At 66.9% G+C, this 16,523-nt stretch carries 14 protein-coding genes and 1 riboswitch; of the genes, 7 read left to right on the forward strand and 7 right to left on the reverse strand.

Features of this window, described 5'->3' with window-relative positions; genetic code table 11:
- Positions 1-295 precede the first annotated feature (295 nt).
- Positions 296-577: a transposase gene (locus ABNQ39_RS36955; RefSeq protein ID WP_376967896.1), complete on the reverse strand. Its 282-nt coding sequence runs from the start codon at positions 575-577 to the stop codon at positions 296-298.
- Positions 578-593: 16 nt separating this feature from the next.
- Entirely contained in the window at positions 594-782 is a 189-nt protein-coding gene (locus tag ABNQ39_RS36960) for a winged helix-turn-helix domain-containing protein (protein ID WP_376967899.1), read from the reverse strand.
- Between the two features lie 263 nt (positions 783-1,045).
- Between ABNQ39_RS36960 and ABNQ39_RS36965 the strand changes: the two genes are divergently transcribed.
- The gene (locus tag ABNQ39_RS36965) at positions 1,046-1,399 is read left to right on the forward strand and encodes a hypothetical protein (protein WP_376967901.1); all 354 of its coding nucleotides are present in this window, start codon (positions 1,046-1,048) and stop codon (positions 1,397-1,399) included.
- Positions 1,400-1,456: 57 nt separating this feature from the next.
- Here the strand turns inward: ABNQ39_RS36965 and ABNQ39_RS36970 are convergent, their stop codons facing one another.
- On the reverse strand, positions 1,457-2,251 hold the full coding sequence (locus tag ABNQ39_RS36970; protein WP_376967903.1) for a tyrosine-type recombinase/integrase: 795 nt from the start codon (positions 2,249-2,251) through the stop codon (positions 1,457-1,459).
- On the opposite strand from ABNQ39_RS36970, the gene ABNQ39_RS36975 reads away from it, so the two are divergent.
- Positions 2,220-2,978: a hypothetical protein gene (locus ABNQ39_RS36975; RefSeq protein WP_376967905.1), complete on the forward strand. Its 759-nt coding sequence runs from the start codon at positions 2,220-2,222 to the stop codon at positions 2,976-2,978. The two genes, ABNQ39_RS36970 and ABNQ39_RS36975, sit on opposite strands and share 32 nt — an antisense overlap.
- A gap of 15 nt (positions 2,979-2,993) precedes the next feature.
- Here ABNQ39_RS36975 and ABNQ39_RS36980 read toward each other — a convergent pair whose 3' ends face one another.
- Complete coding sequence (locus ABNQ39_RS36980) at positions 2,994-4,085, reverse strand: IS1595 family transposase (protein WP_376967908.1); 1,092 nt, start codon at positions 4,083-4,085, stop codon at positions 2,994-2,996.
- 123 nt (positions 4,086-4,208) lie between these two features.
- Between ABNQ39_RS36980 and metF the strand changes: the two genes are divergently transcribed.
- Positions 4,209-5,045, forward strand: a complete 837-nt coding sequence (metF, locus tag ABNQ39_RS36985) for a methylenetetrahydrofolate reductase [NAD(P)H] (protein ID WP_376967910.1) — start codon at positions 4,209-4,211, stop codon at positions 5,043-5,045.
- Here the strand turns inward: metF and scpA are convergent.
- Together scpA and ABNQ39_RS36995 are read right to left on the reverse strand one after the other, a co-directional pair.
- Complete coding sequence (gene scpA, locus ABNQ39_RS36990; RefSeq protein WP_376967913.1) at positions 5,042-7,240, reverse strand: methylmalonyl-CoA mutase; 2,199 nt, start codon at positions 7,238-7,240, stop codon at positions 5,042-5,044. The genes metF and scpA overlap by 4 nt on opposite strands.
- Positions 7,240-9,267, reverse strand: coding sequence for a methylmalonyl-CoA mutase family protein (locus ABNQ39_RS36995; RefSeq protein WP_376967915.1), 2,028 nt, complete (start codon positions 9,265-9,267; stop codon positions 7,240-7,242). The genes scpA and ABNQ39_RS36995 overlap by 1 nt, the downstream gene beginning before the upstream one ends.
- Before the next feature lie 169 nt (positions 9,268-9,436).
- Positions 9,437-9,687: riboswitch (cobalamin riboswitch) on the forward strand.
- A 117-nt stretch (positions 9,688-9,804) separates the two neighbouring features.
- Between ABNQ39_RS36995 and ABNQ39_RS37000 the strand changes: the two genes are divergently transcribed.
- Positions 9,805-10,188, forward strand: a complete 384-nt coding sequence (locus ABNQ39_RS37000) for a hypothetical protein (protein WP_376967918.1) — start codon at positions 9,805-9,807, stop codon at positions 10,186-10,188.
- Between the two features lie 22 nt (positions 10,189-10,210).
- Here the strand turns inward: ABNQ39_RS37000 and ABNQ39_RS37005 are convergent, their stop codons facing one another.
- Complete coding sequence (locus ABNQ39_RS37005) at positions 10,211-11,122, reverse strand: LysR family transcriptional regulator (RefSeq protein WP_376967920.1); 912 nt, start codon at positions 11,120-11,122, stop codon at positions 10,211-10,213.
- Between the two features lie 125 nt (positions 11,123-11,247).
- Between ABNQ39_RS37005 and metE the strand changes: the two genes are divergently transcribed.
- From metE to ABNQ39_RS37020, 3 genes are all read left to right on the forward strand, one after another.
- Complete coding sequence (gene metE / locus ABNQ39_RS37010) at positions 11,248-13,542, forward strand: 5-methyltetrahydropteroyltriglutamate--homocysteine S-methyltransferase (RefSeq protein WP_376967923.1); 2,295 nt, start codon at positions 11,248-11,250, stop codon at positions 13,540-13,542.
- Positions 13,543-13,662: 120 nt separating this feature from the next.
- Complete coding sequence (glyA, locus tag ABNQ39_RS37015; protein ID WP_376967926.1) at positions 13,663-14,910, forward strand: serine hydroxymethyltransferase; 1,248 nt, start codon at positions 13,663-13,665, stop codon at positions 14,908-14,910.
- 169 nt (positions 14,911-15,079) lie between these two features.
- A complete protein-coding gene (locus ABNQ39_RS37020) occupies positions 15,080-16,513 on the forward strand; it encodes a short-chain fatty acyl-CoA regulator family protein (RefSeq protein WP_376967929.1) in 1,434 nt (477 codons plus the stop codon).
- Positions 16,514-16,523 lie beyond the last annotated feature (10 nt).

Here is a 16,523-nt window from a genome sequence, read left to right on the forward strand (position 1 = left end):
TACACTGAAAGGCACTCCATAGCTTATTCCCACGAGACAATCTTTACGATGCATAGGCAATTTTGCGTCTGTCAATATTAAATTTACCGGTGTCATTCGACTTTTATCATATGAAAGTCTGGAGGTATTGTGAGCTGTACTTAAGGATATTGCGAAATTTTTTCGGTAAACAATGCTAAGACCGAAAGAACGGGAGGACCTGGAAAGATGATTGGTTTAAGGGCGTTAGCGATTGGGGCCATCCCCCTTCTCGTTGCGTGCGGCGACTCATCAAGCCAGCTAGAGCATTTTCCTCTCAATCACGGACATATTCAGCGGCCGAGAAGAAGTTTGCGCACTCCGTCGGTGTGATTGCGTCGATGCTCTGTTGAATGGCCTCCCAGAGAGCGTCCTTCGTCCGCGCCGGAGCCTTTCTCAGGAATGCTCTGAGTTTGGAGAAGGCCATCTCGATCGAATTGAAGTCGGGGCTGTATGGCGGCAGGAAGCACAACTCGGCGCCGGTTCCGTCGATGAACACGAAGCATTCACGATCGACGCCGGGTTGGAGGTCGAACCACGCGCGTCGACTGCGCAGCACGTCCGGCCGCTGCTGCTCACTGGCGTGCGCGTTTTTTGACCGTCAAGCCGTGCCGGTTCAGCAGACGCCAGACCGTGCTTACCGCAAACCATAGCCCGTGCTGGCTCTTCAGATGAGCCGCAATCTCGGCCAACGTGAGGTCGGGAGTGACCTCAATCAGCGCTAGGATCTCCGGGGTATGCGGTACGCAGGCCCCCAGCCGCATGCTTGATGTCGTCGTCGGTAGCGCGGATGCCTCCCGGGGTGTCACGGCCGAACGTCGTCATACGCCACCGTCATTGCTCCTCGTCGGGCCACAGCATGGACATCCGGTCGACGCTGAAGTCGCACCGACGGCTTCCGGGCCCCTGGCGCACCAGACCGGACCGATTTGCGAAAAATTTTCGGACCAGCCCCTTCCCGGCTTCCAACCGATCCATATCCCAGCGCGACGCCGGCCCCAACCCCCGGCCGACCACAGGAGACCCGATGCTTTTTGCCCCGAAGGATCACTGGTTCGGCTTGCCGCCGCCGGACAACACGCCGATCCGCGGCGCCTTTGGCCTGCGCGCCATTCTGCAGAGCCACTACGGTCGCCAGACGCTGGAGTTCTTTTCCAACCGCAAGTCGTTCCTCCCGGCCGAGGCCCCGTTCAGCCCCGACTTCCAGACGTTCCTGGACAACGAGGTGACCGCTTGGCTGAAGACCCTGTGCGACCAGACCTGGATCAACCCCAACGGCGACCAGCCGTACACCCTGGAGCACCCGGTCAACCCGCGTCTGCGCGCGATGGCCAGGACCAGGGGCGGCTACCTGTATGTGGGCGCCTACGAGATGGCGTAGCAGCGAGACAGGCCCCGCTCGCTCCTGAGCGGGGCCTGTCCCCCCCGCTGTGCGCCGTCAGTCCGCGTCGGGCTTGCGGCGGAACAGGCGCTCGGTGGGGTTGTCGCGCCAGCGGTTGGCATGGCGGATGTACTTCAGCGCGACGTCGCTGCTCTGGTGCCCGGTCTGCTCCATGATTTTCTTCAGGCTCGCCTCCTCCTCAGCGGCGGCGGTGGCGAAGCCGCTGCGCAAGGAGTGGGCGGAGAAGCGGCTGCCCAGGCGCTGCGCCATCTCCGGCCCCTGGGTCCAGCGGATCAGATCCGCGTCGGTTTCGCCGATGGCCTGACTGGTCTCGCGCACCAGCCGGTCCACCGTGCGCTCGGAGAGCCGACCGCCAAACGACCCGCCCTTCCCCACCGACACGAACAGCGGCGCGTCGGCCTCCTCCACGGTGTAGACGGTGCGCCAGCGGCGCAGCGCCTCGACCGGGCAGACCGCCGGGTCGTCGGCAGCCCAAATGGCGGCGGTACGGCCGCGCTTGGTCTTGCCGCCGCGGATGGTGACCTCCAACCCCCGCCTTGGCACCACCACCACATCCCCGACGTCCAGCCCGACCAACTCGCTGCGCCGGGTCGCTGCGCCGAAGCCGAGCAGCAGTAGCTGGGCGTTGCGCCGTCCGGCGGTGCTGTCGGGCTGGGCGGCGACGAGCCGCCTGAGCAGATCCGGCAGGATCGGCGCCGCCTGTTTGACCTTGCGCCGCGCCTGCAGGGCGGCGACGCCGGCGAGCTGGTCGGCGATCAGCGGGTGCCTGGCGTCGAATTTGCGCAGAGGGATCGACGAAATGCTGCGCGCCGGCCGGTTACTGCCCTGCATCAACATCGGTGCGGATGGGGGCATCGGAACCGCCATCATCGATCCACCAGCGAACCTGCCCAAAATCGACTACGCGCGGGAGGTTTGCGTCGTCGTTCGCGGAGGCGACGCCGACAGCCTCTTTGTTTTAGAATGGACTGATCTGATCGACGGAACCTTCCAGGTGATTGAGAACTATGTGAGCGGGCGGCCCATCGAGTTGGAGGCGTGGAGCGCCGATGGCTCCGCACCTGCTACCGGGGTCATTGACACGGCGTGGAAAGACGGCAAGGTCAACCTTGGCGATCGCTTCCTGAACCAGCCGGGCACCACTGGCATACGCTTTCTCCAGCTCACGCTTTCGCCGTCCATGCCGACGGAGATCGCGTTCCTGATCAATGCTGAGACGTCCCATGGACGGGCGATCGGCTCGTTGAAACGCCTACGTTGCGATCCGACCTGTGGGGTTGTGAGAGTTGACGGCGCCGTCATTGCTTTCGTCCTGATACAGCTGGCGGACGGCGGCAACGGGTCGGTGGTGGATGAATTTCTGCTCGCCTTCGATCCTTTTTCCGAGGCCGCTCGTGACGGGTTGGACAGCCTTGCCCGCCAGTCCCACATACATCTCATCATTGCGGATTTGGATGGCGAGGTGCTCGGTTTTCAGGAATATGCTAACACCTTCGCATTCGACCAGTTCGCCGGCGAGCTGCGCAAACTAGAGGGCAGCGCGATAAGTGTCAGCTAAACAACGCCGCCATTATCAACCAAAGACAGCTACAGCAGAGCGGATATTGATCCCGCCATCCTTGGACCGCCGGAGTTGACGCCCGACAGCGTAACGAAAAACGGCCGGAAGCTGGAGGGCTGGGGGAACACGAGACCAGAGGGTTTGGATTACCGTCCGCCCCTTGCGGGTCCGGCGTTCGGCCTGACCTGTTACCGTGCGCTGGGACCAGCGGAAGCCGATTTCGCCAAAATACAGGTCGGCGTGGTCAGGGCTGATGTGATGGAAAACGCCGGCGATCGTGCGCCGGACACGATCGTTGAAGCCCTCGGCTGAGTTGGCATGCACGCTGCCGCGAACATACTCGCGCTGGGAATGGCGAACCGTATCGTGCGCACCGAATGCGCTGCCGATGGCGACGAACGCCTTCCATTCGTCGCTCATCAGGTGCGCGTCGGGATCGACAGCGGCTTCCAGCACCCGCTCGGCCTCGTCGAGCGACAGATCGGTGACCACAGCGGCACGGGCCTCGCCCGCCGGTGTGCCCGGCTCCCGACCGTTTGGCCGTTGAACGACCGAGAGAGCTGGTGTCTTCGTCGTGCGGGGCTGGCCCTTGCGTCCACGCCCCAGTTTGGGAGGGTTGGGATCACGGCGCGGCTTGGCGCCGAAGTGGAACTCGTCGATCTCCACCGTCCCACCCAGCGGATGGTCGCGCAACACCAGGAGCCGCAGGACGTGACCCATCCGCCATGCTGTCGGCTGGCTGACGCCGAGTGCTTCGGCCAGACGGATAGACGAGATGACCTTGTCCGATTGCAGGATAAACCACAGCCCCATGAGCCAGGTCCGCAACGGCAGTTTCGTTCCATGCAACGGGGTTCGCGTCGTCACGGTGAACTGGAAGCGGCAATCCGGATTGCAGCACTGATAAAGCCCAGGCCGCGACCGTCGTCCCATGTCGCGCCCGGCCAGGGTGATCGAACGCCGCGAGCCGCAGGCCGGACAGAACCGTCCGTTCGGCCACACCATCGCCTCAACCAGCCGGCGGCACCGCGCCTCGTCGCGGAACGCTTCGGTCATCTCCGCCACGGTCCGAATGGCCGTCAGCTCTTCGAGCACCGATCCCATCGTCCCCTCCGTGCTTGATGGCTGAGAGTCGCACGTAAGCGCTGGAAGAGCTACGCCTTACTGTGTTTTGTTGATAATGGCGGCGTTGTTTAGCTGACACTTATCGCGCTGCCCTCGGAGAGGATGGAACAGAGCCTGTGGCAGGCGATCCGCCGGCTGGCTCCGCTGTCGCCCGGCTTCGTGTCGGTGACCTACGGCGCCGGCGGCTCGACTCGCGAGCGCGCTCATGCCACCGTCTGCCGCATCCAGGACGAGACCGGCATTCCGGCCGCCGCCCACTTCACCTGCGTCGGCGCCACCCGCCACGAGATCGACGCCATCGCCCGTACCTATTGGGATGCCGGCATCCGCCATCTGGTGGCGCTGCGCGGCTACCCGCCGGAGACCACGGGCGGTGTCGGCGGACGGTACGAGCCGTTCCCCGGCGGCTACGCCTATGCCGCCGATCTGGTGGCGGGGATGAAGCGCATCGCCGATTTCGAGATCTCGGTCGCCGCCTATCCGGAAAGCCATCCGGAGGCGCCGAACGCCCAGTTCGACCTGGACAACCTGAAGCGCAAGGTCGATGCCGGCGCCACCCGGGCCATCACCCAGTTCTTTTTCGACAACGACGCCTATTTCCGCTTCCTCGACCGCTGCGCGGCGGCCGGCATCCATGTGCCGATCGTCCCCGGCATCCTGCCGATCACCAACTTCGCCCGCGCGGTGGAGTTCGCCGGCAAGTGCGGTGCGTCGATGCCGGCGAAGCTGGCCGAGACCCTCGAGGGGCTGGACGACGATCCGGAGACCCGCCAGCTCGTCGCCGCGACGATGGCGGCGAAGCAGTGTCAGTCCCTCCAGGCCCAGGGCATCCGGGACTTCCATTTCTACACGCTGAACCGCTCAGACCTGACCCTCGCCGTCTGCCGGATGCTGGGGGTCAGGGCCACGGACCCCGGATCGAACTCTCCCCTGGTCTAAGCCGCTTTCGGTGCATAGCCGTGGCACTCGTTAAGGATGCGAAGCAAGTCCACCGCCGCTTCGCTGATGACGGTGCCCGGCGGGAAGATCGCCGTGGCTCCGGCCGCATGGAGCGCGTCGTAATCCTGCGGCGGCACCACGCCGCCGACGACGATCAGGATGTCGCCGGCCCCGTGGCGCTCCAGTTCCGCCTTCAGCTGCGGAACCAGCGTCAGGTGGCCGGCCGCCAGCGAGCTGACGCCGATGATGTGGCAATCATTCTCCACCGCCTGCCGCGCCGCTTCTTCCGGCGTCTGGAACAGCGGGCCGACGTCCACGTCGAAGCCGAGGTCGGCGAAGGCGGTTGCGATCACCTTCTGGCCGCGGTCATGGCCGTCCTGACCCATCTTCGCCACCATGATGCGAGGGCGCCGGCCATCCTGCTCAGCGAACTCCGCCACCAGCGTCCGGACCTTGGCGATGGCATCGGACTGCCGCCCGACCTCGCCGGCGTAGATGCCGGTGATGGTGCGGATCTCCGCCTTGTGCCGGCCGAAGACCTTTTCCAGCGCGTCGGAGATCTCGCCGACCGTGGCGCGGGCGCGGATGGCGTCCACCGACAGAGCCAGCAGGTTGCCGCTGCCGGCCGCCGCCGCGTTGGTCAGCGCGTCGAGCGTCTGGCGGCAGCGCACCGCATCGCGCTCTGCGCGCAGCCGTTCGAGCTGGGCGACCTGCTGGGCGCGCACGGCGGAGTTGTCCACCTTCAGCACCTCGATGGCCTCCTCGCGCTCCAGCCGGTACTTGTTGACGCCGACCACGGTCTGGCGGCCGGAATCGATGCGGGCCTGGGTGCGGGCGGCGGCCTCCTCGACGCGCATCTTGGGGATGCCGGTCTCGATGGCCTTGGCCATGCCGCCGGTCTCCTCGACCTCGCGGATGTGGCCCCAGGCGCGGGCGGCCAGCTCGCGGGTCAGCCGCTCGACGTAGTAGCTGCCGCCCCACGGGTCGATCACCCGGCAGGTGCCGCTCTCCTGCTGGAGGAAGAGCTGGGTGTTGCGGGCGATGCGGGCGGAGAAGTCGGTCGGCAGCGCCAGTGCCTCGTCCAGCGCGTTGGTGTGCAGGGACTGGGTGTGGCCCTGGGTGGAGGCCATTGCCTCAATGCAGGTGCGCGTCACGTTGTTGAAGACGTCCTGAGCCGTCAGGCTCCAGCCCGAGGTCTGGGAGTGGGTGCGCAGCGACAGCGACTTGTCGCTCTTCGGGGCGAACTCCTTGATCAGCTTGGCCCACAGCATGCGCCCGGCGCGCATCTTGGCGACCTCCATGAAAAAGTTCATGCCGATGGCCCAGAAAAAGGATAGGCGCGGCGCGAACTGATCGATGGTCAGCCCGGCGGCCAGCCCGGCGCGCGCATATTCCACCCCGTCGGCCAGCGTATAGGCCAGTTCCAGGTCGGCGGTGGCCCCCGCCTCCTGCAGGTGGTAGCCGGAGATCGAGATCGAGTTGAACTTCGGCATGGTCTGCGAGGTGTAGGCGAAGATGTCGGAGATGATCCGCATCGACGGCTTGGGCGGGTAGATGTAGGTGTTGCGGACCATGAACTCCTTGAGGATGTCGTTCTGGATGGTGCCACTCAGCTTGTCGGCGGATACCCCCTGCTCCTCCGCCGCGACGATGTAGCCGGCCAGTACCGGCAGCACCGCTCCGTTCATCGTCATCGACACCGACATCTGGTCGAGCGGGATGCCGTCGAACAGCGTCTTCATGTCGAGGATGGAATCGATCGCCACCCCGGCCATGCCGACGTCGCCGGCGACGCGCGGGTGGTCGCTGTCGTAGCCGCGGTGCGTGGCGAGATCGAAGGCGACCGACAGCCCCTTCTGCCCGGCCGCGAGGTTGCGGCGGTAGAAGGCGTTGGATTCCTGCGCGGTCGAGAAGCCGGCGTACTGCCGCACCGTCCACGGCTTCTCGACGTACATCGTCGGGTAGGGACCGCGCAGGAAGGGCGCCATTCCCGGCATGGTCGCCAGATGGTCGAGCCCGTCGAGGTCAGCCGCCGTGTAGAGCGGCTTGACGTCGAGCACCTCCGGCGTGCGCCACAGCGCCTTGGCCGCGTCGGTCCCGGTTTCCGCCGCGAACCGGCGGTTCCAGTCGGCGGGAGAGGCGCTGGGAGCGGCGGCGTCCAGGGACAGCGTGGTGAAGTCCGGCAGGTTGCTCATCACAGGGGCACTCCCAAGCGGGCCAGGGTCGCGCGCAGGACCGAGAGAACGTCGCATCCGACCGACACGAACTCGTCGATGCCGGCCGCCACGTAGTCGCCGCGGCGGTCGCCGGGGTTGCCGGCCAGGAACAGGTACTCGGCGCCCGCCGCCTTCAGGGCATGGGCGAAGGGCGCGGCATGGGCCTCGTAGAGGGCGTCGGAACCGCACAGCACGGCGATGCGGGCCCCCGAAGCGCGGAAGGCCGCCGCCACGGCTTCAGCATCCGCGAAGCCGCTGTTGCCGAGTGCCTGGACGCCGCCGGCCTCGAAGAAATTTTTGGCGTAGGTGGCGCGCGCCGTGTGCTGGGCGACCGGCCCGATGTTGGCGAGGAAGATTGCCGGCCAGGACCCGCTGGCCATCTTGTGGCGATCGGCGGCGTCGCGTAGCGAGTCGAAGTTCTCGTGCAGGCGATGGCGCGGCAACGGTTCGACGCGGGCGGGAGCGCCCCGCGCCAACGCCGCCGTCAGCCCAGCCCGCGTCGTCCCACCAGCAGCGGCCTCCACCAGATCGTCGAGGGAGCCGGACCCGATGACCGCCGGGGTGTGAGGAGTGACGGTGCGTTCGCGTATTACCGGCACCGGGCGCACGACCGGCTGTTCGAAGATGTTGGGGAACTCGCTGACTCCGGTCAGCGGGTCCTTGCGGCGGGCGATGTTGGCCTCGCGCTGTGCCCAGGACTCGGCGATGGCGCGGGCGAGGCTGCCGTCGGCCAGCACGACGGCGATGCCGCCGCGCCGCTCGATGTCCTGGAACTCGGCCCAGGCTGCCTGCGCCAGCTGTTCGGTCAACGTCTCGACGTACCAGGAGCCGCCGGCCGGATCGGCGACCCGGGCCAGCGACGATTCCTCCTTCAGCAGGATCTGGCTGTTGCGGGCGATGCGACGGGCGAACTCGTCCGGCGCGCCGAGCGCCGCGTCGAAGGGCAGCACCGCCACCGCGTCGGCCCCGCCGACTCCGGCGGCGAAGCCCGCCACCGTTGTGCGCAGCATGTTCACCCAAGGATCTCGCCGCGCCATGATGCGCCGCGCGGTGCGGGCGGTCAGATGCATGGCGCGGGCCGCTTCCGATGCACCCGACGCCTCGCCGATCCGCCCCCACAGGCGCCGCGCCGCGCGCAGCTTGGCGATGGAGAGGAATTGGTCGCAGCCGACCGACAGGGTGAAGGCGATCTGCTGGAAGGCGGTATCGATGTCCATCCCAGCCGCCGTCAGCGCGCGCAGATAGGCGACGCCGGTCGCCATGGCGGCGGCGAGGTCCTGGCTCTCGGTGGCCCCGGCGTCGTGCCAGGGGGAGCTGTCCACCCCGACCGCAGTCACCTGCGGGAAGCTGCCTGCGGTCCAGGCGGCCAAGGCCGCCGTGCCGGCCAGGGCGGCTTCCAGGCTGCCCGGCAGCGCTCCGGTCGCTGCCAGTGTCCCGATCGGGTCGGCGTTGAAGGCGCCGCGCGCCTTGTCCGGAGAGACCGAACGGCGGCGCCACAGGGCGGTGAGCAGCACCGCCGCGGCGACGGCGTCGGCCCCGGCGTCCAGCGACAGCGGCACCATCTCCGGATAGACGTCCGCCAGTGCGCGGTCGAGATCGTCCAGCCGGTCGATGGCAATGCCTGGACGATCCAGCTGATCGAAGCGCAACCGGATGGCGGTGGCTCCGCGCAGCAGGTCGGTCAGGATCGCGGCGTTGGCCGCCTTGGGATCCGGGATGTCATGTTCGGTCAGGATATCCCAGCCATCCGGCCCAGCCCCGCCGGCATGGCCACCACGCGTGAAGGGGGCGAATCCCGGAAAACCGGAGGGATCGCCGGCCGCTGCCCAATCCTCGACCGTATAGAGCGGCTGCACGGCGATACCCTCGTACAGCCGGGTGACCAGCCGCTTTTCGAAGGCCGCACCCTTCAGCCCCCTCTCCACGAGGGCCCGCCATTGCTCACGCGTCGCCGGGGGAAACTCGGCGGCGAAGATCGTCTCGGCGTCGTCTCGGCGGTCGTCCATGCTGGGGATAGTCCTCATCCTGTCCTGAGCATTCGCAAGATACGCTGATGATCAGCGGGAATCAGGCGGAAACTGGCAAAAATTGGCAAAGCCTCGCATGCGGTTCTGCGAAGTTTGCGAAAGATGCCCGAGGTGACGCTCGTGCTTGACGCCATAAGGCACGCCCCCTACCGTTCCGGGCGGATACGGTCCCCGTTCGCTTCAGGGCGTCCGGGGCTAAGAGGGAAGCCGGTGAACCCCTATCCTCGTCATGAGGATGGATGAGGCCGGCGCTGCCCCCGCAACTGTAAGCGGAGAGCAGGTGCGTCGTTCCAGCGTCACTGATGCCCCCACCGTTCCGGGATGGGTCGGCATTGGGAAGGCCGGACGTGCCTGCTGTGACCCGCGAGCCAGGAGACCTGCCGGATCCGTCGAACACGAGTCGGGCGGGGTGTCCCGGCGGGTGCGGCGGCGCCGGAGTTTTCCGCGCCGTGCCGGTATCCGTCCCCATTCCCGCCCCCATTGTCGTCCTTGGGGAAGCGAGGGGTGCCGCAGCCGATGTCCAAGCCGATGTCCGGTCCGTCCAATCTCGTCCGTCTGGCGTTCCGGCGGCGCCCAATGCCGCCGGCTCCCGTCGAACGGTCGGCCCCCTTCGTCCTGACGGCGGCGGAGGGACGCTGGTCCCTGCGTGGAACGTCGGCTCCGCTCGACGCCACCGGACTGATCGCGGCGGCGGACACGCTGCGGGAGATCGCCCGCGCCCTTGTCGAACAGGCCCGCGCCGAAGCCGGCCAACCAGCAAACCCCTGCATCGCCGAATTCGTGCTGCACCAGGACGGCGGCGTCGACCATTGGCTGACACCAGACGGAGACGCGGCGGACCACCGGACTATCGCGCTCGGCCTGCGCAACGCCATCGGCAGCTTCCGGCCGGGTGGATGACAGGTGGCTGCCGAGCGCCGGGTTATGCCTGGTCCGGCCTGTCGCTACGATGGGCGAGTGCCAGATCGATGAATCCACGCAGATAACCGATCTCCGCGTCAGCCTCGCGGAAGCCAAGGAAAATCTGCTTGGCGACGCCATCCCGGCCCAGACGCACCGGATGCACCTCGAATTTGGCGCTCTGCTCCTCGACGAGCCAGCGAGGCAAGGCGGCGACGCCGCGACCGTGGGCCACCATCAGCAGCATGATGTCGGTGGTCTCGATCGGCTTGTGCTGCCGCGGACTGATCCCGGCCGGCATGAGGAACTGGGTATAGATGTCGAGGCGGTCGGGGGCCACCGGGTAGGTGATCAGGACCTCGTCCGCCATCTGCTCCGGCTCGACGAACGCGGCACCGCGCAGGCGGTGCCGGGGCCCGACCACCAGAACCTGCTCGTAGTCGAACACCGGCTCGAAGCACAGCCCGGGCTTGAAGAGCGGGTCGGGTGTTACCAGCATGTCGATCTCGTGGCCGAACAGCGCGCCGATGCCACCGAACTGGAACCTCTGCCGGACGTCCACATCGACCCTTGGCCAAGCATCGACATAGGGTGCGACGATCTTCAGGAGCCACTGATAGCACGGATGGCATTCCATCCCGATGCGCAGGGTCCCACGCTCGCCCTGGGCGAATTGCAGGAGGCGCTCTTCGGCATGGGCCAATTGCGGGAGAAGGCGGTTGGCGACCGCCAGCAACCACTCCCCGGCCTGGGTCGGTCGCAGCCTGCGCCCCTCGCGATACCACACATCCACGCCCAACTGCTCCTCCAGCTTGCGGATGGCGTGGCTCAACGCCGGCTGGGTCAGGTTCAACCGGCTGGCCGCCGCCGTCAGCGAGCCATGGCGATCGACCTCGCGGATGATCGACAGATGGATGCGTTCCAGGATCGCCACGATGCTCACCTCGGCCTAGAGAAACCCATGAATGAAATTTATTGAACGATGAAATCATACCATTTTTCATTCATGGAATGAAGTCCGTATGGTCCGAGCCGATTTCTCCTTTCAAGGCGAACCCCATGGCAACGACCCATACCCTCGGTTTCCCCCGCATCGGCGCCAAGCGCGAGTTGAAGTTCGCCCTGGAGGCCTATTGGAAGGGGGCGTCCTCCCGCGACGAACTGGTCCAGGTCGGCGCCGACCTCCGCAAGCGCCACTGGCAGGATCAAGCCGCGCTCGACCTCGTTCCCGTGGGCGATTTCGCCTTCTATGACCAGGTCCTCGACATGAGCTTCACGCTCGGCAACCTGCCTGAGCGCGTGCGCGGCTTCCATGGCGACGCCCTGGACAACTATTTCCGCGTGGCGCGCGGCCGTTCGGCCGAGACCGCCGAGGAGCATGGCGGGTGCTGCGGCGGCGTTGCCGCCGGCGAGATGACCAAGTGGTTCGACACCAACTACCACTACATCGTCCCCGAGTTCGACGCGGCGACGTCCTTCGCACTCGACACGTCCCGCCTGCTGGAGCAGCTCGCCGAGGCCAAGGCACAGGGCGTCAAGGCCAAGCCGGTGATCATCGGCCCAGTCACCTACCTCGCGCTGGGCAAGGCGAAGGACGGTTCGGACAAGCTGGCGCTGCTGCCCCGCCTGCTCCCCGTCTATGTCGAGCTGCTGACGGCACTGGCCGACCAGGGCATCGAGTGGGTGCAGATCGACGAGCCGATCCTGGTGACCGAGTTGGAGCCGGCGTGGCGGGACGCCTTCGCCCAGGCCTACCGGACACTCGACACCGGTGCGGTCAAGCTGCAGCTGGCCACCTATTTCGGCCAGCTCCAGGACAATCTGTGGCTCGCCTGTGCGCTGCCGGTCCAGGGCGTCCATCTCGACGCGATCAACGCCCGCGACGAGGTCGAGGCGCTGATCGCGGCGCTTCCGGCCGACCGCGTCGTCTCGCTCGGCGTCGTCAACGGCCGCAACATCTGGAAGACCGACCTCGGCGCGACGCTCGACTGGCTGGAACCGGTGGCGAAGACGTTGGGCGAGCGGCTGTGGATCGCGCCGTCCTGCTCGCTGCTGCACGTGCCGGTCGACCTCGCCAACGAGCGCAAGCTGGACGAGGAGGTCCGTTCCTGGCTGGCCTTCGCGGTGCAGAAGCTGGAGGAGATCCGTGTCTTGGCGACCGCGCTGGCCCAAGGTAGGGTCGAGGTCGCGGCGGAGCTGGACGCCAACCGCGCCGCCATCGAGGCCCGCCGCACCTCGCCGCGGGTCAACAACCCGGCGGTGAAGGCGGCGGTCGCCGCCATCGACGCCCAGCTGGGCCGTCGCAAGAGCCCCTTCGCCGAGCGCGCCGCCAAGCAGGCTGCCCGCCTGAACCTGCCGAAGTTCCCGACCACAACCATCGGCTCCTTCCCGCAGACCAAGGAGATCCGCCAGGCGCGCAGCCAGTTCAAGGCGGGGACTCTCGACGCCACGGCTTACACCGAAGCGATGCGCAACGAGATCGCGCGCAGCGTGCGCGAGCAGGAGGCGCTGGGGCTCGACGTGCTGGTCCATGGCGAGGCCGAGCGCAACGACATGGTCGAGTATTTCGGCGAGCAGCTCGACGGCTACGTCTTCAGCCAGGGCGGCTGGGTCCAGTCCTACGGCTCGCGCTGCGTCAAGCCGCCGATCCTGTTCGGCGACATCAGCCGTCCCAAGGCGATGACGGTCGAGTGGATTTCCTACGCCGCCTCGCTGACGGACAAGCCGATGAAGGGCATGCTCACCGGCCCGGTAACCATCCTCAACTGGTCATTCGTGCGCGATGACCAGCCGCGCTCGGAATCCTGCCGGCAGCTGGCGCTGGCCATTCGCGAGGAGGTGCTGGATCTGGAGACGGCCGGCGTCGGCGTCATCCAGATCGACGAGGCGGCCCTGCGTGAAGGTCTGCCGCTGCGCCGGTCGCAGTGGCAGGCGTACCTGGACTGGGCGGTGGAATCGTTCCGCATCACCGCCAACGGCGTGGCGGACGAAACGCAGATCCACACCCATATGTGCTATTCGGAGTTCAACGACATCATCGCCTCGATCGCCGACATGGATGCCGACGTCATCACCATCGAGACCTCGCGGTCGGACATGGAGCTGCTCGACGCCTTCGACGACTTCAAGTACCCCAACGAGATCGGTCCCGGCGTCTACGACATCCATTCGCCGAACATCCCGACCGAAGGGCACATCGTCGGGCTGATGAGGAAGGCGGCCGAGCGCATTCCGGCTGAACGGCTGTGGGTCAACCCGGACTGCGGTCTCAAGACCCGTCAGTGGAACGAGGTGATCCCGGCCCTGACCAACATGGTCAGCGCGGCGAAGACATTGCGCGCCACCGTCGCCTGACGTGTTCGGCGGTGTGGGGAGGGGTGGAAGCACCCCCTCCCCACACGCGTCCACCACCCCGATTCCGTTCCCTGCCTTCGCGCCTTGCCTCGTCGCAACGCATTTTTCGGAAACCACGCCATGTTCGAGCGCAGCCGCCACACCATCGACCGGATCGACCCCGAGGTTTTCGCAGTGATCGAGGATGAGAACCGCCGGCAGGAAGACCACATCGAGCTGATCGCGTCGGAGAACTACACATCACCGGCGGTGATGGCGGCGCAGGGGTCGCAGCTCACCAACAAATATGCCGAGGGATACCCCGGCAAGCGCTACTACGGCGGCTGCGAGCACGTCGACGTCGTCGAACGGCTCGCCATCGACCGCGTCCGGCAGCTCTACGGGGCCGAGGCGGCCAACGTCCAGCCCAACTCCGGCAGCCAGGCCAACCAGGCGGTGTTCTTCGCCGTGCTCAAGCCCGGCGATACCATCCTCGGCATGAACCTGGCCGAAGGCGGGCATCTGAGCCACGGCATGGCGCTCAACATAAGCGGCAAATGGTTCAATGCCGTCAGCTACGGCCTCGACGCCCGGGAGGACATCGACTACGAGGCGCTGGAACGACAGGCCCACGCGCACCGGCCCAAGCTCATCATCGCCGGCGCCTCCGCCTTCGCCCTGCGCATCGACTTCGAGCGGATCGCCCGGGTGGCCAAGGCGGTCGGGGCCTTCTTCATGGTGGACATGGCGCATTACGCCGGGCTGATCGCCGCTGGCGTCTATCCCAACCCGGTGCCGCACGCCGACTTCGTCACCACCACCACCCACAAGAGCCTGCGCGGCCCGCGTGGCGGCGTGATCCTGATGCGCGCCGAGCATGAGAAAGCGATCAACTCCGCCGTCTTCCCCGGCCTGCAGGGCGGGCCTCTGATGCATGTGATCGCCGGCAAGGCGGTCGCGTTCAAGGAGGCGATGACGCCGGAGTTCCAGGCCTACCAGGGGCAGGTGGTGCGCAACGCGGTCGCACTCGCCGACTCGCTGATCGGGCGCGGCCTGCGGATCGTCTCCGGCCGGACCGAGAGCCACGTCATGCTGGTCGATCTGCGCGCCAAGCGGATCACCGGCAAGCAGGCCGAGGCGGTTCTGGGCCGCGCCCACATCACCGTCAACAAGAACGCCATTCCCAACGATCCGGAAAAGCCGTTCGTGACCTCGGGCATCCGGCTGGGAACGCCCGCCATGACGACGCGGGGCTTCAAGGAAGCGGAAGCCCGCATCGTGGGCGGTCTGATCGCCGACCTGCTGGAGGCTCCCGAGGACGAGGCGGTGAACGCCCGCGTCCGCGAGCGGGTCGGGCAGCTCACGCGGGCTTTTCCCGTCTACCGCTGAGCCGGACCAATTCGCCATCGCGCCCCTGAACCAGCCGATGGCAAGACTTGCCCGGCATTCGCACAGTTTGCAATATACGCAGATCGATTTCTCGGATGACTGCCGGAATTGCCACGTTTTGCGAGGCCATTGCAGCGGGTCAGCGAATTTTGCAAATAGGGCGTTGGACATGGCCAAGGCGTTCATGGGAGTCCGGCTGCAGCGGTTGCGTGAGGAACGGGGGCTGACCCAGACGGCGCTGGCCCGCATCCTGGAGATCTCACCGAGCTACCTGAACCAGCTCGAACGCAACCAGCGGCCGCTGACGGTACCGCTCCTGCTGCGAATCAACGCTGCCTTCGGCGTCGACGTGCAGATCTTCTCCGAGGATGAGGAGGCCCGGCTGGTCGCCGATCTGCGCGAGGCGCTGACGGAAGCCGGAACCGGCGAGGCTATCGCCATGGCCGAAATCAAGGCGCTCGCCACCAACATGCCGGCGGTCGGCCGGGCGCTGGTGGCGCTGCACCGGCGCTCGCGCGGGCTGGCCGAACGGCTGGATGCACTGGCCTCCGATGCGCTGCCGTCCTGGGAGGACCGGGCACTGCCGCCGCCGATGCCCTACGAGGAGGTGCGCGACTTCTTCTATCGCCACCACAACCACATCGCGGCACTCGACGAAGCCGCCGAACGGCTGTTCACCGGGGCCGGGCTGGAGATCGGGACGGTGGACCGCGGACTGGAGCGGCTGCTGGCCGATCGTCACGGCATCCGCACGGCGGTAACCGACGACGTGGCCATGCCGGAGGGCGCGCTGCGCCAGTATGATGACGACAGCCGGACGTTGCGGATCGCCCGGTCGCTGGAGCCCGGACGCCGCGCCTTCCAGATGGCGACCCAACTCGCCTTCCATCAGGAACCGGACCTCCTGCATCGGCTGGTGGAGGAAGGTCGCTTTTCCGGCCCACAGGCCCGCTCGCTCGCCCGCATCGGTCTCGCCAACTATTATGCCGGGGCGTTGGTCATGCCCTATGGTGCCTTCCTGGAAACCGCGGAGGCTCTGGCCTACGACATCGATCTGCTGGGTCAGCGCTTCGGCACCGGTTTCGAGACCGTCTGCCATCGGCTGAGCACGCTACAGCGGCCGGGCGCGCCCGGCGTGCCCTTCTTCTTCGTCCGCGTCGACCGGGCCGGCAACATGTCGAAGCGCCAGTCCGCCACCAGCTTCCATTTCTCCCGCGTCGGCGGAACCTGCCCGCTGTGGAACGTCTACGAAGCTTTCTCCGCACCCGGCCGCGTGCTGACGCAGCTGGCGCGAATGCCGGACGGGCGGGCCTACCTGTGGATCGCCCGTACGGTGGCCCATGGCCGCAGCGGCTTCGGCGCGCCGGCGAAGGCCTTCGCGGTCGGGCTCGGCTGCGACATCCAGCACGCCGGCCGGTTGGTCTATTCCCGCGGGCTGGCGTTGGGCGACCCGGACGCCGCCACGCCGATCGGAGCCGGCTGCAAGGTTTGCGAACGTCCGGCCTGCCCGCAACGCGCCTTTCCGCCGATTGGGCGCACCGTGGCGGTTGACGAAAGTCTCAGCCGGTTCGAACCTTATCCGGTCGCCCGCCTTCCGGCCTGATCGAGGACCC

This window comes from Azospirillum sp. A26, from assembly GCF_042604635.1.
GTDB lineage: Bacteria > Pseudomonadota > Alphaproteobacteria > Azospirillales > Azospirillaceae > Azospirillum > Azospirillum palustre.

Excerpts from the sequence above, each read along its gene's own strand:
- ABNQ39_RS36960 (WP_376967899.1), bottom strand. The coding sequence starts at position 782 with ATGCGGCTGGGGGCCTGCGTACCGCATACCCCGGAGATCCTAGCGCTG.
- ABNQ39_RS36965 (WP_376967901.1), top strand. The coding sequence starts at position 1,046 with ATGCTTTTTGCCCCGAAGGATCACTGGTTCGGCTTGCCGCCGCCGGAC.
- ABNQ39_RS36975 (WP_376967905.1), top strand. The coding sequence starts at position 2,220 with ATGCTGCGCGCCGGCCGGTTACTGCCCTGCATCAACATCGGTGCGGAT.
- ABNQ39_RS36970 (WP_376967903.1), bottom strand. The coding sequence starts at position 2,251 with ATGCAGGGCAGTAACCGGCCGGCGCGCAGCATTTCGTCGATCCCTCTG.
- ABNQ39_RS36980 (WP_376967908.1), bottom strand. The coding sequence starts at position 4,085 with ATGGGATCGGTGCTCGAAGAGCTGACGGCCATTCGGACCGTGGCGGAG.
- metF (WP_376967910.1), top strand. The coding sequence starts at position 4,209 with ATGGAACAGAGCCTGTGGCAGGCGATCCGCCGGCTGGCTCCGCTGTCG.
- scpA (WP_376967913.1), bottom strand. The coding sequence starts at position 7,240 with ATGAGCAACCTGCCGGACTTCACCACGCTGTCCCTGGACGCCGCCGCT.
- ABNQ39_RS36995 (WP_376967915.1), bottom strand. The coding sequence starts at position 9,267 with ATGGACGACCGCCGAGACGACGCCGAGACGATCTTCGCCGCCGAGTTT.
- ABNQ39_RS37000 (WP_376967918.1), top strand. The coding sequence starts at position 9,805 with ATGTCCAAGCCGATGTCCGGTCCGTCCAATCTCGTCCGTCTGGCGTTC.
- metE (WP_376967923.1), top strand. The coding sequence starts at position 11,248 with ATGGCAACGACCCATACCCTCGGTTTCCCCCGCATCGGCGCCAAGCGC.
- glyA (WP_376967926.1), top strand. The coding sequence starts at position 13,663 with ATGTTCGAGCGCAGCCGCCACACCATCGACCGGATCGACCCCGAGGTT.
- ABNQ39_RS37020 (WP_376967929.1), top strand. The coding sequence starts at position 15,080 with ATGGCCAAGGCGTTCATGGGAGTCCGGCTGCAGCGGTTGCGTGAGGAA.